Annotated in this window: 21 protein-coding genes and 1 tRNA gene; 14 read left to right on the top strand and 8 right to left on the bottom strand. The window is 52.1% G+C overall.

The genetic code is table 11. From position 1 onward, the window contains the following. Window positions 1-168 precede the first annotated feature (168 nt). The gene (locus ACR0I0_RS20295) at window positions 169-1,122 is read left to right on the top strand and encodes an ornithine cyclodeaminase family protein (RefSeq protein ID WP_480492634.1); all 954 of its coding nucleotides are present in this window, start codon (window positions 169-171) and stop codon (window positions 1,120-1,122) included. A 182-nt stretch (window positions 1,123-1,304) separates the two neighbouring features. Continuing rightward, window positions 1,305-2,354 carry a GFA family protein gene (locus tag ACR0I0_RS20300; protein ID WP_170546192.1) on the top strand — a complete coding sequence of 350 codons (1,050 nt, stop codon included), beginning with the start codon at window positions 1,305-1,307 and terminating at the stop codon, window positions 2,352-2,354. Between the two features lie 521 nt (window positions 2,355-2,875). Here ACR0I0_RS20300 and ACR0I0_RS20305 read toward each other — a convergent pair. Next, entirely contained in the window at window positions 2,876-4,600 is a 1,725-nt protein-coding gene (locus ACR0I0_RS20305) for an adenylate/guanylate cyclase domain-containing protein (protein WP_480492636.1), read from the bottom strand. Window positions 4,601-5,058: 458 nt separating this feature from the next. Between ACR0I0_RS20305 and ACR0I0_RS20310 the strand changes: the two genes are divergently transcribed. The 3 genes from ACR0I0_RS20310 to ACR0I0_RS20320 all read left to right on the top strand — a co-directional run bounded on the left by ACR0I0_RS20310 (window position 5,059) and on the right by ACR0I0_RS20320 (window position 7,363). Next, on the top strand, window positions 5,059-5,886 hold the full coding sequence (locus ACR0I0_RS20310) for a sulfotransferase domain-containing protein (protein ID WP_480492637.1): 828 nt from the start codon (window positions 5,059-5,061) through the stop codon (window positions 5,884-5,886). 266 nt (window positions 5,887-6,152) lie between these two features. After that, window positions 6,153-6,641 (top strand): RidA family protein, encoded by a 489-nt coding sequence (locus ACR0I0_RS20315; RefSeq protein WP_480456286.1) that lies wholly within the window; start codon window positions 6,153-6,155, stop codon window positions 6,639-6,641. 74 nt (window positions 6,642-6,715) lie between these two features. Beyond that, window positions 6,716-7,363, top strand: coding sequence for a Spy/CpxP family protein refolding chaperone (locus ACR0I0_RS20320; protein ID WP_480492638.1), 648 nt, complete (start codon window positions 6,716-6,718; stop codon window positions 7,361-7,363). Between the two features lie 72 nt (window positions 7,364-7,435). On the opposite strand, the gene ACR0I0_RS20325 is transcribed toward ACR0I0_RS20320, so the two are convergent. The 3 genes from ACR0I0_RS20325 to ACR0I0_RS20335 all read right to left on the bottom strand — a co-directional run bounded on the left by ACR0I0_RS20325 (window position 7,436) and on the right by ACR0I0_RS20335 (window position 10,811). Further along, entirely contained in the window at window positions 7,436-7,885 is a 450-nt protein-coding gene (locus tag ACR0I0_RS20325; RefSeq protein WP_480492640.1) for a DUF411 domain-containing protein, read from the bottom strand. Window positions 7,886-8,335: 450 nt separating this feature from the next. Beyond that, window positions 8,336-9,571 carry an adenylate/guanylate cyclase domain-containing protein gene (locus ACR0I0_RS20330; RefSeq protein ID WP_480492641.1) on the bottom strand — a complete coding sequence of 412 codons (1,236 nt, stop codon included), beginning with the start codon at window positions 9,569-9,571 and terminating at the stop codon, window positions 8,336-8,338. Between the two features lie 265 nt (window positions 9,572-9,836). Beyond that, window positions 9,837-10,811: an adenylate/guanylate cyclase domain-containing protein gene (locus tag ACR0I0_RS20335; RefSeq protein WP_480492642.1), complete on the bottom strand. Its 975-nt coding sequence runs from the start codon at window positions 10,809-10,811 to the stop codon at window positions 9,837-9,839. Between the two features lie 465 nt (window positions 10,812-11,276). Here ACR0I0_RS20335 and ACR0I0_RS20340 point away from each other — a divergent pair. From ACR0I0_RS20340 to ACR0I0_RS20375, 8 genes are all read left to right on the top strand, one after another. After that, window positions 11,277-11,370 (top strand) — tRNA-OTHER (locus ACR0I0_RS20340). Window positions 11,371-11,389: 19 nt separating this feature from the next. Next, window positions 11,390-11,896, top strand: coding sequence for a hypothetical protein (locus ACR0I0_RS20345; protein ID WP_480492643.1), 507 nt, complete (start codon window positions 11,390-11,392; stop codon window positions 11,894-11,896). Between the two features lie 3 nt (window positions 11,897-11,899). Continuing rightward, window positions 11,900-12,634, top strand: a complete 735-nt coding sequence (locus tag ACR0I0_RS20350; RefSeq protein WP_480492644.1) for a hypothetical protein — start codon at window positions 11,900-11,902, stop codon at window positions 12,632-12,634. After that, window positions 12,618-12,824 (top strand): hypothetical protein, encoded by a 207-nt coding sequence (locus tag ACR0I0_RS20355; protein WP_480492645.1) that lies wholly within the window; start codon window positions 12,618-12,620, stop codon window positions 12,822-12,824. Before ACR0I0_RS20350 ends, ACR0I0_RS20355 begins: the two co-directional genes overlap by 17 nt. 1 nt (window position 12,825) lies before the next feature. Next, window positions 12,826-13,602, top strand: a complete 777-nt coding sequence (locus ACR0I0_RS20360; RefSeq protein ID WP_480492646.1) for a hypothetical protein — start codon at window positions 12,826-12,828, stop codon at window positions 13,600-13,602. A 201-nt stretch (window positions 13,603-13,803) separates the two neighbouring features. Then, window positions 13,804-14,376 (top strand): hypothetical protein, encoded by a 573-nt coding sequence (locus tag ACR0I0_RS20365; RefSeq protein ID WP_480492647.1) that lies wholly within the window; start codon window positions 13,804-13,806, stop codon window positions 14,374-14,376. Between the two features lie 142 nt (window positions 14,377-14,518). Then, window positions 14,519-15,349 (top strand): class I SAM-dependent methyltransferase, encoded by an 831-nt coding sequence (locus ACR0I0_RS20370; protein WP_480492648.1) that lies wholly within the window; start codon window positions 14,519-14,521, stop codon window positions 15,347-15,349. A 186-nt stretch (window positions 15,350-15,535) separates the two neighbouring features. After that, window positions 15,536-17,251 carry an adenylate/guanylate cyclase domain-containing protein gene (locus tag ACR0I0_RS20375; protein ID WP_480492649.1) on the top strand — a complete coding sequence of 572 codons (1,716 nt, stop codon included), beginning with the start codon at window positions 15,536-15,538 and terminating at the stop codon, window positions 17,249-17,251. Window positions 17,252-17,494: 243 nt separating this feature from the next. Here the strand turns inward: ACR0I0_RS20375 and ACR0I0_RS20380 are convergent, their stop codons facing one another. After that, window positions 17,495-17,689 carry a DUF1059 domain-containing protein gene (locus tag ACR0I0_RS20380; RefSeq protein WP_170415288.1) on the bottom strand — a complete coding sequence of 65 codons (195 nt, stop codon included), beginning with the start codon at window positions 17,687-17,689 and terminating at the stop codon, window positions 17,495-17,497. Between the two features lie 31 nt (window positions 17,690-17,720). After that, a complete protein-coding gene (locus tag ACR0I0_RS20385) occupies window positions 17,721-18,131 on the bottom strand; it encodes a GFA family protein (RefSeq protein WP_170787368.1) in 411 nt (136 codons plus the stop codon). 159 nt (window positions 18,132-18,290) lie between these two features. Here ACR0I0_RS20385 and ACR0I0_RS20390 point away from each other — a divergent pair, with 159 nt between their 5' ends. After that, window positions 18,291-19,187 (top strand): LysR family transcriptional regulator, encoded by an 897-nt coding sequence (locus ACR0I0_RS20390; protein ID WP_480492650.1) that lies wholly within the window; start codon window positions 18,291-18,293, stop codon window positions 19,185-19,187. Between the two features lie 57 nt (window positions 19,188-19,244). Here ACR0I0_RS20390 and ACR0I0_RS20395 read toward each other — a convergent pair whose 3' ends face one another. Beyond that, complete coding sequence (locus tag ACR0I0_RS20395) at window positions 19,245-19,640, bottom strand: rhodanese-like domain-containing protein (protein ID WP_170594474.1); 396 nt, start codon at window positions 19,638-19,640, stop codon at window positions 19,245-19,247. A 186-nt stretch (window positions 19,641-19,826) separates the two neighbouring features. Continuing rightward, complete coding sequence (locus ACR0I0_RS20400; RefSeq protein ID WP_475191963.1) at window positions 19,827-21,473, bottom strand: hypothetical protein; 1,647 nt, start codon at window positions 21,471-21,473, stop codon at window positions 19,827-19,829. Window positions 21,474-21,556: the final 83 nt, after the last annotated feature.

Genomic DNA, 21,556 nt, shown 5'->3' on the forward strand with positions numbered 1-21,556 from the left:
GGCGACCAGATACGACAGATGCCCGAAGGTCTTCCTCTCCGCCATCGCCCTCGCCGCAACCGTCATTTATTGGTTATGAGTCCTGACCCTAGACACCCAAAGCTTATGTTAACATGCAATTTGATAGCCTAATCGGGAAGCCGGGTTGCAAAGCGGAGCGGCGCCAACATGACTTCTGAAAGCAAAATAACTTATCTTTCTGACGAAGACTTGGAAGGTTTAGGGATCCAACCTTCGGAAGTTGCCGACGCGATTGAATCTGCGCTGATAGCCAAGGCAAGTAAGCAGCTTCATACGTCCCCTAAGACAGCCATTTTGCCCGGGGATGGACGGTACGCAATGTCGACCTTGGCAGTAGGAGATGATGGGTTCATCGTGACCAAACAGGTAACGGTGTGTCCGAACAATCCGGCAAAAGGGCTCCCTGCGATTAACGGCGCTATCATGGTAATGGACGGGCAAACCGGGGTTCTCCGGGCAGTCTTAGGGGCAAATTGGGTAACGTCTGTTAGAACAGCGGCGCTGTCAGTCGTCGCCGCGCGTCGACTTGCTGATCCCAATGCTGAGACAGTGGCTTTTGTTGGGGCCGGCGTGCAAGCTCACTCCCATTTGCTTGCGTTCTCCGAAGTTTTCCCCTTGAAAAGCATTCGTGTGTTCGGACGTGGCAAAGCGAATGTCGACAAGCTTTGTCGCCGGGCTCGGGACATAGACCTCGAGGCCCAAACAGCCACCAGTGCCAAGGACGCCTTGCGTGATGCCGATCTGGTAGTGACATCAATAACTTTGGACTATTCCATCGAACCTTTTCTGGATGCCCGATGGCTAAAGCCGACTGCCTTCGCCGCCATTACAGATGCCTGCATTCCGTGGCTTCCAGAGGGTATGACCGCTTTCAAAACTGTTATTGTTGACGACCGAAAACAGGAATCTGAAAGCGACAAACCAATGCTGCCATATCAGCGGGTAACAGGGGACTTGACGGAAATTGTCTCGGGAGCAGTCGATACCACTTTAAGCAAGAAACCGGCTGCATTCGCTTTCAGAGGGATTTCTTTGGGAGATTACGCAACAGCGGTACTCGCAGTTCGTCGGGCCGCCGAGGTACGAGCTCGGCAAAAGTAGGAAACTTTCGGCTTTGGGCTCAGCGCTGCCATTTTCTGCGATGAGCATGATTGACCGCTCGCAGCCCCGAACGGTCTTTGAAAGCTGGAAATTAACACCTCAGCCACCGTGGCTCGCTGCGACCGATTTTATGTTAAAGTAAGCAGGCATCAATTGGAGATTGTTGGCTCGGAGCAACGGAGATGGAACGCAAGTTAGCGGCCATTCTGGCCACCGATATAGTCGGTTTCGCGGGATTGGTATCACGCGATGAAAGCGGAACATTAGCTAAGTTGGTTCGACTAGAACGTGAAATCATCGGCATGCAGGTGGAAGCAAACCGGGGTCGTGTTTTTAAGTCTACTGGCGATGGGTTTTTGGCTGAGTTCTCGAGTGTCTTTGAGGCGGTCAATTGTGCAATTAACATTCAAAGAGCCTGCGCACGCGAAGCACGCCGGTCGAACAGTGACGACCCTCTCATCTTACGCGTCGGCGTTTCTCTCGGTGATGTCGTTGTACACGGCGACGATATTCTCGGAGACGGCGTAAATACTGCGGCACGGCTTGAAGCAATAGCGGAACCAGGTGGAATCGCGGTTTCAGGAGAAGTAATGGCGCAAATAGCGGGCAAGATAGATCTTCCGCTGGCGGATTGCGGTCACAAAAGACTCAAGAGAACTGATAGTCCAATACATGTCTACATGACCGTTTCAGAACCCGGAGAAGAGGGAGGTTTTCTGGATTTTGATGAAGATGAATTGGCCAAAACCTTAATAACTGGTGGCTGCATCTGTGGGTTAGTACGGTATGAAATAAACGCGCCTGCCATAAGCACCGGGTATTGCCATTGTAGTTGTTGCAGAAAATTTTCTGGTTCAGCAGTTAATGCATGGGCGGCTTTTCCCGCTTCTGCTGTTCGATTTCTCACCGAGGAACCTCGATACTTCGCAACTACGCCGATAGCAAATCGTGGCTTTTGTGCCAGATGCGGGGCAAGCCTAACTTATAAGCTCGTAAAGCCACGAGAAACGGCCTATCTGGTACTGCATACTTCGAGCCTCGACCAACCGGAAAACTTTGCTCCTTCAGTCCACTCCGGAATAGAAAGCAAAATGCCTTGGTTTGATATTTTGGATGATTTGCCGCGGACAAGATCTTCAGACTCCAGAGTTTTGCAAGAAGCATGGTCAAGTGTCGGTCTACCAGACCCTGAAACTTGGGGACCTTTGGCTAAGCCGCCTGATGTTTTTTAGTGATCGAGCGATTTCTGCTTTATCCGCAAAGAGAGCATTCCTAGCGTTTGAGAAAATGACAACATCGAGCCCAATGCGGGCGCCCATTCGACGTTAGTGCGGCTGCACAACGACCGAACGCTCGTAGACCAGATCGGTCGGTCGTTTTTTCTAGATTTCCAGTGTCCCCGGCTCACGATCTACTGATCGGCTTGACTTCCATTGAAGCCATGTCGCGGCGGTCAACAGTTCTAATATGCGACAGCACCTCCATCTCGAAACTTTCCTTGAAGGTAAATGGGCATCTGTTCTGATTAGAGCATGAAACTGCAAACCTATTAATCTGACCTAACGTGGCAATGGTAGCTTTGTCCGCAGAGCAATCGTTCACGCCGAGCGCCGCGAAGGTTCGATTGCCGCTCGCCGCTATTCACTTCAACGACTGTTCGCAGACCAAATTGGGCATTCTTCCAGCGGCAAAAAATATGTTTCCACATGTTGCACACTTGCTATGACTTGCCGCTGGTCTACAACTGGTGTCGTCAATCAGGAATGCCTGCGGCTGCCAGCATTTTATAGTAGGCGTCATAGATTTCTGGTTTTGCGATAGAGATACGAGCGCGCATATGCCGGAACATTGAAACGCTAAAATCGGGTTCCCGCGACATGTGAATACCTGCGAGCTCTCTAGCTCGGCTCCCATTGCCGAGAGCCATTTCCGCCACAAGTTCGTTCAGGCGAAAGACAGTCACAGTATTATGAAATGCACGCATTTTTTGGGCAGTTTCTCTTAGATCGCGCCAGTTCCCTTCCGCGATTTGCGACAGGCTGATACCCATGTGGACCCGGTAGTTTAGTGGGTCATTCGGGTTAAGTCGGAGCGCCTCCCTGGCATGAGCTTGTGCCACCTGCGCTTCACCCATCAGGCCATGCAGTACGCAACTGGATCCCCAGGCTGAAACGCAATTTGGGCTTCTCTCGACGACTTGATCCACAAGTGACAAACCGTACTCTGTATCCTCCGACAGAAACGCGAGTACGTAACCGGCATATGCTTGCGCCTCTAGGTCAAGATGTGATGCCGCCAGAGCCTCATGTGCCAGCTGAATTGCGCAATCAAATCGGGCCTCGTTTGGACGCGTATCCGGGTTCCATAGCAAAGTGCGGATCCAGCCTCGAAGAGCGCTTGCCAATGGGTACTCACTTGAGAGTGAAAGAGCTTTTGACAAATGGTCGTCTGCTTCAGTGAAATTGAACCTGTAGATCAAGGACTGCGCACGTAGGAAGTGATCATAGGCTCCAAGGGTGTCAGGGCGCTTGTGAGCAGCACGGTCTATTTCAGCTTGTCGGATACCTGGCGCAATCGAAGCAACGACAGCCTCGGTAATCTGGTCCTGAAGCTCAAAAACATCATCGAGCTTGCCATCGTATCGATCCGCCCAAACATGAGACCCGGTTTCCGCATCAATCAGCTGACCCGTGACACGCAACCGGTCACCAGCGCCGCGAACGGACCCTTCCAATATATAGCGGACACCAAGCTCTCGGCCGATACGACGCACATCAACCGAAAGCCCTTTGTAAGAAAAAGAGGAGTTTCGGGCGACCACGAATATCCAGGGCACTCTGGACAAGCTGGTGATTATATCTTCGGCTATACCTTCTGCAAAGTAATCCTGTTCAGCGTCAGGCGACAGATTGTCAAACGCCAATACGGCCACCGAAGGCTTGTCTGGGCGAGATTGAATTATCGGGGATTCAGTAGCAAATGCTGTTTGTACCGAGTAAGCAGTTACAGGGCGTGTGATATTCTTCAGATATTGCGGCCCCAATTCGGTGAACGATACATCCACCTTACCCACAAGGTCTTCGTAAACCCGACCTGAAACGATGATCCCTCCGGGAGGAGCAAGGCTTTCCAGCCGGGCCGCGATGTTGACGCCGTCACCAAGAACATCACCGTCGTCATCAAAAACATCGCCCGCGTGAATTCCCATACGGAATTGCATTTCCGGACTTTGCCCGCGCGCCCCGTTCCGCTCAGCCATCTGACCTTGCATCGTTTCCGCACATGCCAGCGCATCTACAACCGAGGAAAACTCTGCAAGAAAACCGTCACCGGTTCTTTTGAATAGGCGTCCGCCATTCAGGCCGACATGCGGCTCCAGCGCCCTAAAGTGGCCCCTATATGTGTGCAATGCGGCTTCCTCGTTAGCACTGACAAGCGCGCTATAGCCAACAACATCAGCCACGAGTATGGCAGCCAAGTACCGCTCCAAACAAAATCCTCCCGCGTATCCATTGTGAAGGAGTGTCAAAGGGATATTAGGGGTTTCGCGCATAAATCGCGATCAATATTCAATGAACATCAGTGACCGAATAACGACACGCAAGCTTTTTGCTTTTGGGTAAATTAGGCAGAAGCGGACCTCGAAAAACCGAACTTTGTAATTTCGACTTTACACCGCAGCACAGGCACTGGAGCAAGGTGCCGCGTATGACTGCCTTGAGGGCAAAACGAGCTTCTAGCCGCGAATGCAAGGTTTTCGCTTGGCACTTTGAAAGGCCTTCCTACTCGGGTGCCATCAAAATTCTAGGTTCAGCGCCACATGCTTGCTATCGTTTCATTAAGGGTCCATTGGCGGAAATCAGAATGAGGATACGGGCGTCTTCAAGGAAGGCATTCGAGTACAGAACACGTCTCACCGACAATCGGATTTGGGACATGTTCGCGCTGCGCCAAGGAGATGTGATTGTTGCAACACCGCCAAAGTGCGGAACAACATGGACGCAAGCCCTTGTGCTGTCGCTCTTGTTTGAAAAGCCAGGTATGGACAAGGTCATGGATGACCTGTCGGTTTGGCTCGACCCGGCGTTTCGAGATCAACTCCCCATAGCTCGAATGTTCGAAGCTCAAAGCCACAGAAGATGCATCAAGACCCATACGCCTTTTGACGGCATTCCTTTCGGTCCAGATTGCACCTACATCGCGGTGTTCAGACACCCAATCGACGCACATTTTTCGATGCGCCGACATGTGGCAAACCTGAAGGAAGACCTGATCCAAGACAGGTTCCCGGATGAGCCGACAGCTTCATTCGCCCTTTTTCTTGGTGAGACCGTTCGAGAGGAGATGGCCGATGGGATCACCCTTGAGGCCATCGTTCATCACTTCAAGTCCTTCAAGTCAAACATCCAACATCCCAACATACACATTTTCCATTACGCCGATATGCGGCGCGATTTGCTCTCTCATACTAGAAAGCTCGCTTCCGTACTTGGTTTGAAAATTGGCGATGAAATGCTGGCCGCAATTGCGGAAAGTATGCAGTTCGAGAACATGCAAGCCAATGCACGCGCGAGTGCTAAGGAAGAAACACAACGGTCCACAACCTTTAAAGACCCGTCAGCCTTCTTCGATAGCGCAAGCAGTCGCAAGTGGGAGGGCAAGCTTTCAGACGAAGACCTTCTTGCGTTTCACAAACGTCTTGCAGAGTTGCTTCCGGAAGCCGACGCGCGATGGCTTCAGTCTGGCGGAGAGCTTCCTGCTTAGGACCTCACTTTCTTAGTAAAGATTGCCGCTTCGGGACCGTCTCGGCCATCTGAGACTTTTTGCCGGATGACCCGTAACCACGATGAGCGGTCATTCATGCCCGCGAACGCGGCCAGGGTTTGCCCTAACCAACAACAGCCGTTCGCCGCGGTTTCGCCAGATGACTCAAATGTGGACGAAGCGGACCTTGCAAAGTTTGGTGGTCGAGACCGACTTTGGGCATGGTTTAAGGTAAGATCCATGCAAGTGCTGCGAGGGAGAGTACCATGATCGACGCTGAACAGCGATTGTTAGACCACAACATCATTTTACCTGCGCCGCTAAAATTGCCTGTTGGTATGGTGTTGCCATTTCCGTGGATTAACGTTCGGGGCGACCGGGCGTTCGTATCTGGTCATGGACCACAAGAAATAGACGGTACTCCGGCCGCGCCATTTGGAGCAGTCGGAGAAAATGTGTCTGTGGAAGAGGGCTACGCCTCAGCACGCAAAGTCGGGCTTTCTATTCTCGGCAGTCTAAAGCGCGAACTTGGCAGTCTAAACCGAATAACGGGGTGGTGCCGAGTTCATGGGATGATAAATTGCAAATCTGGCTTCAGCGATACGCCTGCGGTTCTCAACGGTTTCACGGATTTGATCATTGACGTCTTTGGAGAAGAGATTGGCCGCCATTCACGTACGGCGGTCGGGGTGGCAGGCCTACCAATCAACTTCCCAATTGAAATCGAAGCAGAGGTTATTGTCTCAACGGCCTAGAATACACGTAAATCCGGAACGACCTACTGGTCAAAAAGGAGCAGGAATGTCGCTGCGCCGGGCAGAAGTACTGTATGGAAGAAGGCATTTGGGTGAGCCAGAAAGGAGACTTCATGATTAAGTTTATGCCTAAGTTTCTGATTGTAACGGCGCTTTGTACGATCCAATATTCTCAATTAGCACTCGCGCAAAGTCACACTCACGACGCTGAAATCACGCCATACGCCGGTCTGCAATCCAGGACCATCAAAAGCTTATCTGAGACCGATCTAGAAGAGCTGCGGCGCGGCGGAGGTTGGGGTTTTGCTTTACCAGCGGAGCTGAATGGCAAACCAGGCCCAGCACACTTGCTCGAATTGCAAGATGAACTTGGACTTTCGAAGGATCAGGTGGAAAGAATTGGCACGATCCATTCTGAAATGCGCAAACAGGCAATCGTCGCAGGCGAGCGGTTTATTGAGGCCGAAGCGGCGTTAAGTGAAGCGTTTGCCGGTGACCAGCTTGACTTAGCCGAGTTAAACAAACTTGTTAAAGCGGCAGAAACGGCCAGGGCCGAATTACGACTGGTTCATCTGTCCCGGCACCTGCAAACAACACCGCTGTTGAGCGCAGATCAAATCCAGCAATACAGCATTCTAAGAGGGTATGAGAACGACCCGTGCTCCAATGTGCCCGAAGGCCACGACCCAACCATGTGGAAAAAACACAACGGTTGCAGCTGAATCCTTTTGAAATCAGCGCAAACTAATGTTGGACATGGAGCTGGGAAATCTGATTGCCCTTCATCCAATCTCTCAGCTATGTCGAGCAAACACACTCGTTGTTCCATCCAGACCAACGAGCAAGGTTTCATAAGGTTCTCGTTCGTCTGAAAAATCCATGCCGGGTGAACCCATCGGCATGCCTGGAACTGTTAGGCCGAGGCCTTCAGGATGTTCGGACAAAAGTCGATAGATATCTACTGCCGGGACATGACCTTCGACAAAATAGTCCCCAATAATTGCAGTGTGGCAACTGGAAAGCTCATCTGAGATTTTCATTTGTTCTTTAAGCGACCACAGCTGCTCCTGTTCCATGTCTAGCGTATCGGCGCGAAACCCTGCGGAGATCAGGTGATCTACCCACGCGGAACAACAGCCGCAGGTTGGCGTCTTGTAGACTTTAATGAATGGGGCTTCTTGTCCGACGGAAGGAGTAGCCAACACTGCTGCTGTACCCGCTAATAGAAATTCGCGTCGTTTCATTGGTCTCTTCTCCGCTTCCTCATGGGACTACAAAGATATTGTGCCAAGGCCAAACTTTTCAATGTTACCGGACTGAGCATCAAACGGGCAGTTTCGATACAAGATCTGAATCTCAATCCAAATAACACTGGTCGCCAAACGTTTTGTGGGTTGCATCGCGTATGGCTCAAGTTCACTCGAGCGTTCGGCAATAGACCTCGCGATCAACGTCGTGGTGAGGTCCATAGCAACCTTCTAAGCCGTGGCCATGCCAATTGCCTTGGTGGTGCCTGCCCGTGCAGCCTGCCCGTGCAGCCTGACAATGCAATCACTATGACCAAGAATGCCGCTCTGCGCGGGTGCTTGATCCAACAGTTCTGTTCCATGTGCAAACCAACCTAGTAGCAATCCGGCTACCTTTGCTTTGACGCAGGTCAACACCCCATTGCGGCGGCTTCCAAATAGCGGCAGTTAGTCTATCGTGAACAGCTCCTGTCTTTCAGCAACACCGCGCAATCTGTATTGCCCCAGGGAAACAAGACTTGGAATGGAGCCCACCAAGTCGCCCGCCACCTTATCGGAAACCACAATGTTCTGATCAAGAGCGCTGCACATGCCTAAAATGCGCGAAGTTGTATTTACCGCTGGGCCGACCACTGTGAAATCCAAGCGAGACCTACCGCCAATATTGCCGTAAAGAACATCGCCTGCGTGCAACGAGAGAGTGAAGCCGGTCGTTGGCAAACCATCAGCTTGCCGTCGTTGGTTGAGTTCCTCAAAAGTATCTCGCAACTCCGTTGCCGCGTGAATTGCGACGCGGCGAGCGTTCGGGACTTGATTAATATCGAAGATGGCAAGCATTCCATCCCCCATGAATTTTAGAACATTACCGCCATTGCGTTCGACTACGTCAACAGCTTCGGCGAAGTAGTCGTTTAGCAATTCTATGATTGAGTCCCCCGGAAGCGCCTCTGACAATTTGGTAAATCCTTGCAGGTCAAAATACCAAATCACCGCTGAGATAGTTTCCGATGAACCTCGGGTGATGTCCCCGGAAAGAACGCGCCTACTGGCGTCTTTTCCCAAGTACGCGGCGGTTATGTCTTCAGCCATCAGCCGGTTTGCCCCACATTTCAGCGTCAGGCAAAGTGGAGATATCAGTTGACGCAAACCGTCAAGTTGCTGGCTTGTGAAGCCCCCGCTCGCGTCGGTTGCCAACGAAATAATAGCACCTTCTTCGGCCTGCATCGGGTTAACAGGCGTAGCATTGTCCTGAACAAGGAAGAACCGTTTGACAGCAAAGTAGTCAGTTGCACCGCGCTCGCGAAGTTCGTCGAAGATCGGAAAGTTGAGCGCGGGTTCTTCGACTGTAAGATCTTGTCTGATCTCTTCAACGTTGTTTGCCAAAAGATAATAAATTGGACTTAGAACGTATTCCTCAGGCGCATCCGTTCTTCGGACAAAGTTCTCTCGCTCATGACCGCCATCCCTGTGCCAGCGAAAAGCGACAGTCCCAATCTCGGGATGATGAGCGCGAACAGTGATGTTTGCTCTTTGAAGCGGAATTCCTGCCGAAACAAGACGGTTGCAGAATGCTTCAAGCCAGAGCTCCACAGGCGCATTCTCTAAGCCCTGTTGAACCAGCCAATCTGCTATGTCCTGGATGGCGGCAGTCAGTTCCCAGTTTTGGACTAAAGGAGCTGCCATGATGTCCTCTTAGTGAGCTATCTGAACAGTTGGCTCGTAGTCTAATTCACTTCAAGGACACATCAAATTCAATTCTCCCACTGCGCTTGCAGCCCTAAGGTATATGCTGATCTTGTTGCGTATTGCACGCGCGACACCTGGGCAATGGTCGCAATTCATCGGGAATTACTGGCGATGTAAGGTGTGCTGCGAACCTCAAAACAACTGGCGGTGCTGCTCCCCTAGAAGACTAGGCGATTTGCCGGAGTTACGGCGCCCCCAAGACTTAATCTTGCCAATCCAACCGATACAAGACGTGGTGACCGCGTAGACCTTTCAGGAGTCTGGGTTCTATTTCAGAAAAAGAGAAATCGGTTCGTCCTCCGACCATGGCGCGAGTCGCATCTGAAACGAGTATCTCGCCCGCCGCACCAACGGTCGTTATGCGTGACGCTTTATTGACCACCGTACCGAAAAAATCTCCACGAGATTGCACGACATCACCAGTATGAATCCCAATCCGGACACCGAAAGATGGCTCCTCGGAAGCCGATGCAATGGCCCCCTGGATCTTGATAGCGGCCGTCAGTGCTTCTTTCGCGGACGGAAAGACGGACAACGTTCCGTCTCCAAGGGATTTCACGAACTGGCCATGGTACTTTTCAATGATCGCCGCCAACACTTGGAAGTGGTTTTCGATCAGCACCGACCAACGCTGATCGCCCAACGCCTCCGCCAATGTTGTGCTGCCCTCCACATCAGTGAAAAGTACCGAAGCCAAACCTTCCGTTTGGACCAGATCGGGTCCATCTTCACGCGCAGCATCAACCAGTTTTTGGATGGCCAGCTGTTCCTTACCCACGAGTTCAATATTTGGAGTGGGCACTGAAGCGTGGCGATTGATGATCTTCCAGGCCGCTCCCTCCAGGACAAAAATCAGGACGGTGCGATAAAAGACGGCTTCATCAAAGCCGACAAACTGAATCTTGTGGACGAAGGATGACCATCCCGTTTCTCCGTTTTCGAAGGCCTCAGCTTCAACTTCTTCGAAAACGACGGGTGCCGGGATCTCCGCAAAAAATCCGCTAACCCCATCGCGAACTGCTTGCCCGCTCCAAAACTCACCTTCGCCTGTGCCAACGAACCTTAGTTCATCTGCCTTCGACAGAAAATCCTGCAACTCGTCAGTATTCTTCTTGGTTCTGAGTATTTCATACCAACGCCTCGAAACTGCCAGCAATTCAGGTGAGGAACGTATCATCACAAATGACTCGAGACGCTAAATGGATTGAAACTTGCAAGGTTTTGCAACCGGTATCTCCATTTTTCGAAACATTCAGGTCAATGCTGCCGCTGAGGTTTCGCCGGATCAAGACATTTGTATTTCTCCAGAACAGAGCGCATCAGACGCAGATCAAAATGCGCGCGTCGATTCAGAGCGAACTATCGATTGAGTTTCTACGTTCGAATCCGGATCGCAGGGCATCGAATCGCTTCGCTGTCTGAGAGCTACTCTACGCTGTACTGACCCGCAAAATAGGATGCTTCATTCTTTTTGGCACACGCTAAGCTAGAAGGTTCCCAGAACTACGCGGTGAATTTCGAAGTGCAGCACGCTCCGTCTTGACATGGTTATGCGAACTGGTTCAGCTTGCGGTCATGACGTTCACACGCATCCACTGCCATCGAATATCGGCCTGAGGTCGATAACCCACGCGAAATCCGCGGGAGGCAGCATTGGTATGCGGGCGAGGCTTATATCCTTGTAATTGCTCCAGATTAGAGTGCACGAGTCGGTTCGATTCCGACGCCTCCTACCATCCTCAGGAGGTGTCCGACATGGCGGACAAAGTTACGAACGCAATTGATTTCAACGACATCAAGCAATCGGTCGAGGAGTGCCTCGGACGCACACCCGAAGGCTGGTCAGGCTTGGTCACGACGCTCTTCACAGAGATCAAAGAACACTGTGATCCGAAGGATGCCACCTACCCCTTCATCCTCCAGATCAAGGAGAAGCTGGGAGAGCTCCGCATCTACCACAGGTGTGATGATCGACACATCCAGTCGATGATCACCGCCACCATTGCACGAGCAAATCGTACCTGTGAGCGATGCTCAAACGCTGCCGAGACCCAACTTCTGGACGGCTGGTACAAGACACTTTGTTGCTGGTGCGCGCATGATGTCGCGAGCAAGCGCCACCCTGAAAGGAAGAGATTCTTTGGCGTTCGGAAAAATCCCCTTCGGGACAGGTTGACCTGCTCATTTTGTGGATATTTCGGTCAGATCGACCGATCTGATGACCGCGGACGTTGCCCTGCGTGCGTGGCGAAAGGCTGCTGAACGATGCTTAAAATCGTTGTCTACGTGAATGAGAGCGAAGTCGCCCGGGCCCATGCTGGGAATGTCAGCGACGATCTTAGTGGCCTCTGCGACTACGAAGTTCGCGTGAACGAACGAATGTCCAAGCCTCTCGGCATCGAAGAAAAAGCAGTACGCTTCGAGATCTCGCAGCATGATCGCAGGCAGACGGTGTGGGCACTGGTTGAGAAGATCGCCGCCATATGGCTGGAGAAGACCGGTGCGCGAGAGCCCCACACTAAGGCTGATGAGGTGACGCGCGCATTCCTGAGGCTAAAGAAGGCCGAGTTTTTGACCGGACAAGCACCGCTGTCTGATCCGATCAGCAGCGCGGAGGAGTTCGACGCGCTCATTGCTGACGTGGAGATTGATCCATTGACCCGAGCTCTTTTGGCACTGCAAGAAGCGGCGTTGGCATTGGGCCAGGCAAAGCTGTCTGGTCCGATTTCCGCAGATGAAATCAGAGCGCGCAAGGTAGATGAAGAAGGCAACGAATTGCTGTCACAGATTCGGGCGAGCATTCGCGAGCTGGATGACCGCATCGCTAGTGAAGTGAATGGCGAGGACCAGGGCGAGGACGAGCATATAGATCCAGCCATCGAAGCTTTCCTTGAGCTTTTGGAGAAAGACATCGCTGCTGGCAACCTCGTTGGAGACCTAGCCGAACACATCAAAGCGCACAAACGTCGATTGGGTAACGATCATGACCCGGACAATTGAGCCAATTTTCACAGATACCGAAGATCTTCGATTCCTGAAGATGACATTTGCGGTTCACGACAGTGAAAGCAGTGTTGTGGCCTCAATTTCCACCGCCGATTTCGAACGTATCGAAGATCTGACGGACGAAGAAATCATGCGTGTGGCGATTAACAAAGCTGACGCACTGGCGCGGCTGAAGGGTGGGTAATGTGAAACCTGTTGTCGACTGGAATGACATCCAAACAAGCGTTCTAAAAGCACTTGGTGAGCATCGCGCTGGCTGGGCTGATCAGCTCGCACTAGTGTTGGAAGATGTGAAGCGCAGTGTTGCTCAACACACCGATATCTTTGGGGATGAGTTGCCGGTGATCGTACAGATCAAGCAAAAATTGGGAGGCCTTCGTGTCTACACACGAAAGTGTAATCGAAATATCCTCGATGAACTCGATACTCGTGTCGACGAGATCGAGAAGACGTGTGAATCCTGTGGAAACACCGCGCAGGTGCAGAGCATTCGAGGCTACCTAACGACGCTTTGCTGCTGGTGCTACAACGACTACCTTCAAAGTCGGTTTGAAGGCGCTGAGATGATTTGGCCAACAGATCTTGAGCTCAATGTGGCAGATCGCTTCCCAGACCTGGTGAGCGCTGATACTGCCTCACTGTGGCCAAGCATTGGGCCGGGTCGGCTCGTCCTGCTGGGAAGGTTTCTTGCGGAGGCGGAGCATCTGGTTCGAGAGAACTGTGAGACACCGATTCAAGTGCAGATCTCGGATGTTACGACGGGCTCAGACTGTTCGATCCAGATCAACTTCCGTCGGTATGATCAATGCCTGGATCTCCCGCTCAAGCGTCTCGTACTGGACAGCAAACGCACATGTGCACGATGTGGCCATGTGGGGGATATTGTACGGAAGAAGAACAAGGCAACTGCCCTGTGCGCGCACTGTCAGGAGCAAGGCGATTGGAATCCCTTCGATGAGTAATGAGTTTTCCGATGAAGAGATCTTTGGACGTCCGTTGGAGTCGATCCCTCTGGATGACCTGATTTATGAGCTGAAAGCACGACCGAAAGAGGGTTCAGATGCATGGCCGGCACTTCTGAGGACTGTACAAGAGCACATCGTGGACGCTGCTCCAGCTGACGGACTAGCAGAATGGACAGACATCTGGATTAAAGAGAATAAGTGGCCAAAGTGACTGAAAAAGACAAAATCACAGAAGGATCTGGTAGCGTCTATAAGGATATTGGCCTGCCGGAACCGGTTGTCAGTGTGCTGTTCTGCGACCTGAGGATCGTAGCAGTAAGAGGACAGTTCTACCCAGTTGAAATCGCGGTCTTGAGAGTGATCGATGACGAGCCATACACTTGGTCATCTCGCATCTACCCTGCCCTGAACTGGTCACATCAGGTTTTGGCCGCATCTCCAATCAACCTTTCGACGGCTCCACCTGCCGTGGATGTTGCAAGCCAGGTTTCGGGCATCATCGACCAATGCCCGGCGGGTTGGATCTATTCAGATTCTTCTTCAACGTCAGGACTACTGGAGCGCTTGCTGGCAGAAGCAGAGGTTGAATACGTTCAAAAAGTCGATGTGCTGCGTGCGGACCAGATCATGCAGGATGATGCATCTCGTCGAACGATGAAACAGCTGCTGAATTCACACAAGCGAACCACTGACGATCCGCTAGATGAGGTGGAGCGGTTGTGGACATGCTACCAAGCAGCGAAGGCCTCACAGGAAGGAGATGAGCGATGATTTTGGCGAAAGATGCCTGCCGTAGATAATCAGCCCTAGGCAAACGTTCGCAACTGGACTTTACAAATCCGAATAAGCGGACGGAGCTGACATTCGAGATCACCGAGTCTACCATAGCGGCATAAGTTAGGGAGGCTTCAACATGACTGATCCCAATGAAGTCGCGCACCATTACCACTCCGGTCACTTGCTAAAGCGAATTTCTGATGGTTGCGCAGCACTAGACTTGACCCCACCGATTTCTCGCGACGCTTTGGCGCCGGTTGACGAGTTTCACATTGGTGGACGCCTTGCGACCGAACCTTTTGTGCAGGCTTTAGACCTTTCGCCCCAAAGTCGGGTTGTCGATTTTGGATGTGGCCTCGGTGGTCCTGCCCGCTATGTCGCAGCGGCCACTGGTGCTCATGTGACCGGCATCGATTTAACTGCCGAGTTTGTGGAAACAGGACGCGCCCTTACAGAATGGACGGGCATGTCGGATCGGGTTCAACTCATCGAAGGCAGCGTGCTTGATCTGCCGTTGGAATCTGACTCGATGGACGCTGCTTACATGATCCACGTCGGCATGAACATTGCGGACAAAGTTGGCATCGCGCGGGAGGCAATGCGTGTGCTTAAACCAGGGGGTATTTTTGCGATTTACGATGTGATGCAAGTCGGCGAGGGCAATATGGATTATCCAGCGCCTTGGGCTTCGACTTCGGATCAGAGTGCGCTTGCACCACCAGAGACATATGAGGCGGCTTTGAAGTCCGTTGGTTTCGAATTGACCGGTAGGATCGACCGCACCGTGTTTGCCAAACAATTCTTTGAAGATTTGGCGGCTGCGCAAAGCCGTGCGGATGGTCCTCCACATCTTGGCCTGCATCTGATCATGGGCGACGACACAGCGCTAAAGGTCCAAAACATGGTGCGAAACATAGAAGGCGGATTGATAGCCCCGATTGAGATCCACGCCCGTCTGCCCATCTAACTTTGCGTCCGCACTGGGCTCGAATTAATCATTCTCTGCGGTGTGCGGATGGACCGATGGCAGCCCGAAGCAGACATTCACAGTCACGCTTTTCAGTTTTGCACTAAGCCATTCACTAGGACATGCGCGACGTTCAGAAAATCATGTTGTCTTTTCCAAGCAGCGTAATTTGCGCTACCAATAGACATGAATGGAGACCGCAGACTTTCCGCAGTACTCTCGGCCGATGTAGTAAACTACTCAGGCCAGATTAAGGCAGATGAAAATAGGACTCTCAGCGAACTTCGTGTTCTACGTCGAGAGTTATTTGATCCTTTGGTTAGCGATCATCGAGGTAATGTCGTTAAGAGGATGGGTGATGGATGGATAGTCGAGTTTAACTCGGTATCTGATGCAGTACGATGCGCCCTTGATCTTCAAAGCCAGGTGTCAACTCAGTCCTCATTGAAACTACGAGTGGGTGTGCATCTTGGAGATGTCGTATTCGACGAAGATGACATTTTCGGCGATGGCATCAATCTATCTGCACGTCTACAAGAGGCTTCCAACGAAGGGGCTGTGTTAATTTCAGATGTCGTCCATCGCAGCCTTGACGAGCGCCTCGCTGAGCAATTTTATCGCGCTGGAGAGCGACAGTTTAAGAACGCGCCGTCACCAATAGAAGTTTTCCAATGGTCGCCGCCAGGTTCTGCCCCACCGCGAGTAACTCCGGCTAGCCATACAAAGTCTCTGCTAATCGGCGTCTTACCTTTCGATAATCTCTCTTCTGACCCCGATCAGGAGTTTTTTGCAGATGGAATTACCGAAGAGATCATCACCACTTTATCAAAACTCCCGAATTTACTGGTCGTCGCGCGTAACTCTACATTCGTCTACAAAGGTCGCTCCGTTGACGTGAAACAGGTCGGTCTGGAGCAGGGTGTCGATCTTGTTCTTGAGGGAAGTGTCCGTCAAAGCGGTAACCGGGTGAGGATCACAGCACAGCTAATCGATGCAAAGTCCGGCATGCATATTTGGGCAGACCGCTATGATCGCCTCATTGAAGATGTATTCGAAGTTCAGGATGAAATCGCACTTAGGATTGCAACCGAGCTTCAAGTCGAACTGTTGGCGGGAGAAATGGCTCGTTTCAGAGGATCCGGCACAAATAACCTAGGCGCGTGGACTGCTCAACTAAAGGCCGTTGAGGCTTCGCGCAGAATTACCAGGGAAGCTCAGGCCGACGCTCGCCGATTTGCACAACAGGCAATTGCACTCGACCCGGGTTACTCGGCTCCGTATTGTACTTTGGGATTCATTTGCACTGTCGAAGCACGACATGGATTTGTTGCTGACCGGCGTGCCGCGCTAGCGGAGGCTCGTGACTGCGCTCAGCGAGCTCTGGAAATAGACAGCTACAACCCAGAGGCTCACGCTATTGCGGGTTTTGCGGATGCAATCGATGGCAAGCTGGTTTCGGCTATCGAGAAGTTCAACGAGGCACTAGCGCTGAATCCAAACCACGCTGACGTGGCTGCCAGACTGTCAATCACCCTAGCTTTCAATGGCCAGGCAAATGAAGCGATCCAAGTCGCACAACAAGCCATTACCCTGAACCCTCACTATCCAGGTTGGTATGCAGGCGTTCTGGGTTTAGCCCTTCGACTCGACGGTCAATACGAGGAAGCCAAGAAAGCATTCACCGAATATGGTCAAAGGGTTGAGGGCTTTGGTCACCTCGACCTCGTAATCGTCCATGTAGAGACGGAGAACCTTGAGGCCGCTCGCGATGAAGCACGGAATGTGATGAAATACCGCCCTCAGTTTTCCATATCGGACTGGGCGAAAACTCAACTTTTCTCTGACAGAGAAAGGCTGGAGAAAGACTGTGCGTCTTTGCGACTAGCCGGTTTGCCTGAATAAGAGCAGGGTTTCGCAGTAGCAGGTTGGTTTGTGATGGAAACCGATCTCACACGTTTCCGATTTGGGTTCGCGATGGCCTTGCGCTTCTAGGTGCCTTGGCGGTGGGCCGCAGTCCAAACCGGATAATCACAAATGGGCCTAGCAATTTCCCGGTTGCGGAGGAAAGCTGCCCTTCGCGGTTAAACAAACCAAGCCAAAATTTTGGCCGATTATCCGCAGGAACTTGAAGCTTAATTTATTTGATCACGCGGGCTTTATCAGTGTTTCCAGATATTCTCGAGTGTCGGCGTCCCACGAGCTGGGGTCCTCTCCATGGGCGACCACCGCGTGCAGTTCCATGAGCTTCCAGACTTCGTCCTTGGTCGCAGCAACTACTTTGCCCGGGCAGGCCTCCATGCCCTCGCAATCCTTGCAGGCATATGAATAAACAGTGTTCATCGCTTTCTCCTCCGTTCGCTCGAAAAGTTGCTTAGAACTCAGGAAACGTCGGCAGCCCGTCGTCGAGTTTTATCCATGGCTGCTGATGTGACACGAAGATGTGGGCCTTGGGTTGCGCAATCGATGGGTCGTCCAACGTTACAGAAGAAAACCAAGCGTCAGCGCTCCAGTCTTGGCCCTCAACTTCATTTAGGGCGGCATAGGTCAACGTCGTTCCACAGTCCCGACAAAACCCGCGGCGAATACCCGGAGTTTTCTCAATGTGTTGGATTTCGCCTTTGATAACGGCGAAGTCTTCGGCGGCCACTTTAGCCCAAGTTGCAAAGGCGCCACCAAGGGCCATTTGGCATGAACGACAATGGCAATGTCCCGACCAGACAGGTGGTGTCGCGATCTGGTATCGAACAGCACCACAGTAACATCCACCTTGAAGTTTTTCCATCGTATCAAGATCTCCTGGCATGCGGCTAGGTTGACATCAGCACTAAAGCATCCGCTCCAATATTTTATAATAAAAGCGCAGATTTCACTGTGAATAATGTCAAGAATGCCGATATTATGCGACTCAAATAGTCTAATCAAACATTAGAAAATCTACAGCATGGACTGGCTGCACCTTCCCCCAATGAACGCTTTGCGCGCCTTCTCAGCGGTTGCGGAAGCTGGGAGTTACACCGTGGCTGCTGAACGCTTGAACGTGACCCAAGCGGCTGTCAGCCAGCAGGTCAAATCGTTGGAAAGGCATTTGGGTGTAGCTCTCGTTGTTAGACGTGGGCGCAGCATTGAATTGACAGAGCCAGGCATCATTCTTGCGCGTGAACTGGGTATCGGCTTTGAAATCATTGGAAGGGGTGTCGAACGACTGGCAGAACACACAGCGCAGCGTCCCGTTCAAGTGACAATGTCACCAGCATTCGCGGTGGAGTGGCTATTGCCGAGAATGGCAGAGTTTCAACAACAACATCCAGAGATCACTTTGATGCTGAACCCAACTTCTGAACTGGTTCAGATAAGACCAGGCGGCATCGATGTCGCCATTCGGTATCACGACAGACGCATGCCGAGAAAAGAAGAGGATACTGTCCTTTTTTCCGACATGGTCGTGATCGGGGCACCTTCACTGGTGGGAGGCCAAGATCTGCGTGACCCGGCTTCTCTGACGAAGCTGCCCTGGTTGCAGGAACTGGGCACCAACGAGGCGGCTGACTGGTTCACCTATCACGGGGTTGTTCCTGCCGAACCATTGACCATAAATCACATGCCGGGGAACCTGATCATGACTGCGGTTCGCCGGGGTGACGGTATCACGTATACCGCCAGAGCTTTTTTCGAGGACGATCTATCATCTGGTCGGATGATTGAATTGTTCTCTGAGCCTTTCTTCGGCGTCTATTACATCCAGACGCAGGCAGAATTTCAGCGCCCCGAGGCTAAGGTGTTCGTCAACTGGCTTAAATCTCAGTCGCAAGTCGTATCGAGACACAACTCTGGAAGCTGAGACGTATCTATTTACCCCTCTGCTCTGTTTGCTCAAGACCGTTGGTTTCGCCGTTTCTTAAGGCTGCTTTGTGGAGGAGCCAGCTGCGATCAGAGCCGCCATCCCTCCATCGATGAACTGCACGTTTTGAAAACCCATCGCAGTCAATACATTTGCCGCTGCCGCGCCTCGGTAACTAGGAGCGCCGCCACAGGTGGTGAAAATTCGCCTTCCACGATCCTGTAACTCTTGAGATCTGTATTCACTTTCAAGGTCTGCCATCCAAGCGACGGCGCGACCAGGAGCCGGAATTGCTCTCGGGCTGATACCCGTGGCCGCCATTTCAGCACTATCCCTCACGTCCACCACAAGTGCGTTGGGGTCTTCGATCAGTACTGCCAGCGCGTCAGTTGCTGAAATTGGATTTGCTTTGGATATTTCCTGAGCTTCCATTTGTGCGAATGTTAAGACCATGTTGCCCCCCGACTGCAAATCCTACGCGATGCTACCATGCGGCTGATTTACCGCAAAACGGCATCCAAGCGATGATTGCCGGTCTTGTGGTCGCCCAGACGGTTGCCATCAACGAAGTTAAACAATTCCCGATCAACGGCAGAAGCGGGCCTCGCAAATGCCCCAGCCATTGCTGTTGATCCGAGATTACTCGGCGGCCAACGCCTTCTGCCTGCAATAACACGACGCCTTTATCGGCACCTCGGCGCGGGCAGCGGCCTTGTCCAATTGTAGCTTAATGTGGGCGGCTTCGACCGTTTCACCGCGCCGGGTGAGACATTCGTGCAAACCATGCAGGCTCCAGACGTTGCCCGGATGCTGACAGGCCCGGCTAAGCGTTGCATCCAGGCCAAGGTCTGCACGGTAAACAGCTTCGGCTTCCTCCATCTGGCCCTGTTCAAGAAGAAGAGCACCCAGCGCATGACGGGTGGGTTGCATCCAGCCCCAGGGCTCGTCGTATGGCAAGTTATCGTCGATCTCCACTGACTTTCGCAGGTGATCAAAGGCCGTTTCGTGCTCTCCTGTGTGATAGGCCAACTCACCCAGCATCATTTGCTCAGCGACCTTCAGAATGTCCCGACATGTGTTGTTGAACAGCATTCGGGTCTCAGGAACTCTGGCCAGAGCATCATAGAACTTGGCTTTTTCACTCTCGGCTTCAGCGACCCTGTGTAGGTTGGCCAAGGCAACCGTCCTTGCATACCGCATCATGGCGATAGTGACGCTGTAGAGCTCCGAATCTTCAGGTAAATCCTGATCAAGGATAGCCTGCCAGCGTCCAAACCTGATCAATACATGTTGTTTCATAGGAATGAACGCCTCGAACCAATCAGCCATTGGTCGAAGTGTCTCTGAAGGTAAAGTTTCGACAAGCTCATCGGCAGCTTCCAGTGCCGCCGTTGGCTGCCCTAAAAACATCGCTCCGTAGATTTTGAAGTGGTAGTTGTGACACCTGTAAACGGAATAGAAGTTGTCAGGACCTTCGCGTTCCAGGAACTTTCGATCTGACAAGATGGCTTTGTGATTACGCAACACAACGTTCATGTAATCTCCACACAAGACGTCAATATGGGTGGGCATGTGAAGCAAGTGCCCGGCTTCAGGCACCAACGTGCTGAGCACATCACCATGGCGAAGGGCTCGCTCAGGATTTGGCGACATTTCCATCAGGTGAATGTACATGTGAAGGAGCCCTGCGTGCTCCCATGCTCCGGGGAGTGTATCAAATGCAGTTTCGAGGACTGCTATGGCTTCAAGTGTATCGGCTCCATCCGCTGGTTTCCCAGTCGGCAAGTCCCAAAGCTGCCAAGGGGTCCGATTCATGAGTGCCTCGGCCAGGAGGGCGCAAACGTCGAGATCCTGTTTGAATTCAGCATGCAGCTTTCGCATCGCGTCAGCGAAGGCATCATTCCACGGGCTGAAATCCTCAATATCCGATGAGGATGGATAACGAGCCGGAATGGCTTCGATGAGCGCGCGTTCAACAGGCGTCAGTTTGTCCTTTAACGACGCAGCAGCCTCGATTGACGCTTTTGCCAAGGCGATACAGTCAGGCTTCTCGTCTTCTTCGAATGTTTCCCAGGGCTTGTTGTAGTTCGGCCCAATGCAATACGCGATGCCCCAATGCGCCATTGCGCAATTTGGATCCGCAGCCACGGCATTCTGAAAGCATACAATCGCTTCTTCGTGGTTGTACGCGTAAGTCCAAGCCAAACCACGATCAAACCAAAGCTGGGCTTCGTCCGACGAGGTTGTGATCTTTCGGCTGTAGCTACCGAGATCATAGTATTCCATCACAATAACCCCCTAATTAAAGGTAGGAGGTTACCACAATGGGCTGCTTCTCGATACTGGCGACATCAAAGCCGACCCAAGGC

Source organism: Ruegeria sp. AG6, assembly GCF_056541565.1.

What these genes read in the sequence shown, in the direction of transcription:
- ACR0I0_RS20295 (WP_480492634.1), top strand. Translation starts at nt 169, where the DNA reads ATGACTTCTGAAAGCAAAATAACTTATCTTTCTGACGAAGACTTGGAA.
- ACR0I0_RS20300 (WP_170546192.1), top strand. Translation starts at nt 1,305, where the DNA reads ATGGAACGCAAGTTAGCGGCCATTCTGGCCACCGATATAGTCGGTTTC.
- ACR0I0_RS20310 (WP_480492637.1), top strand. Translation starts at nt 5,059, where the DNA reads ATGTTCGCGCTGCGCCAAGGAGATGTGATTGTTGCAACACCGCCAAAG.
- ACR0I0_RS20315 (WP_480456286.1), top strand. Translation starts at nt 6,153, where the DNA reads ATGATCGACGCTGAACAGCGATTGTTAGACCACAACATCATTTTACCT.
- ACR0I0_RS20320 (WP_480492638.1), top strand. Translation starts at nt 6,716, where the DNA reads ATGGAAGAAGGCATTTGGGTGAGCCAGAAAGGAGACTTCATGATTAAG.
- ACR0I0_RS20325 (WP_480492640.1), bottom strand. Translation starts at nt 7,885, where the DNA reads ATGAAACGACGCGAATTTCTATTAGCGGGTACAGCAGCAGTGTTGGCT.
- ACR0I0_RS20330 (WP_480492641.1), bottom strand. Translation starts at nt 9,571, where the DNA reads ATGGCAGCTCCTTTAGTCCAAAACTGGGAACTGACTGCCGCCATCCAG.
- ACR0I0_RS20335 (WP_480492642.1), bottom strand. Translation starts at nt 10,811, where the DNA reads ATGATACGTTCCTCACCTGAATTGCTGGCAGTTTCGAGGCGTTGGTAT.
- ACR0I0_RS20345 (WP_480492643.1), top strand. Translation starts at nt 11,390, where the DNA reads ATGGCGGACAAAGTTACGAACGCAATTGATTTCAACGACATCAAGCAA.
- ACR0I0_RS20350 (WP_480492644.1), top strand. Translation starts at nt 11,900, where the DNA reads ATGCTTAAAATCGTTGTCTACGTGAATGAGAGCGAAGTCGCCCGGGCC.
- ACR0I0_RS20355 (WP_480492645.1), top strand. Translation starts at nt 12,618, where the DNA reads ATGACCCGGACAATTGAGCCAATTTTCACAGATACCGAAGATCTTCGA.
- ACR0I0_RS20370 (WP_480492648.1), top strand. Translation starts at nt 14,519, where the DNA reads ATGACTGATCCCAATGAAGTCGCGCACCATTACCACTCCGGTCACTTG.
- ACR0I0_RS20375 (WP_480492649.1), top strand. Translation starts at nt 15,536, where the DNA reads ATGAATGGAGACCGCAGACTTTCCGCAGTACTCTCGGCCGATGTAGTA.
- ACR0I0_RS20380 (WP_170415288.1), bottom strand. Translation starts at nt 17,689, where the DNA reads ATGAACACTGTTTATTCATATGCCTGCAAGGATTGCGAGGGCATGGAG.
- ACR0I0_RS20385 (WP_170787368.1), bottom strand. Translation starts at nt 18,131, where the DNA reads ATGGAAAAACTTCAAGGTGGATGTTACTGTGGTGCTGTTCGATACCAG.
- ACR0I0_RS20390 (WP_480492650.1), top strand. Translation starts at nt 18,291, where the DNA reads ATGGACTGGCTGCACCTTCCCCCAATGAACGCTTTGCGCGCCTTCTCA.
- ACR0I0_RS20395 (WP_170594474.1), bottom strand. Translation starts at nt 19,640, where the DNA reads ATGGTCTTAACATTCGCACAAATGGAAGCTCAGGAAATATCCAAAGCA.
- ACR0I0_RS20400 (WP_475191963.1), bottom strand. Translation starts at nt 21,473, where the DNA reads ATGGAATACTATGATCTCGGTAGCTACAGCCGAAAGATCACAACCTCG.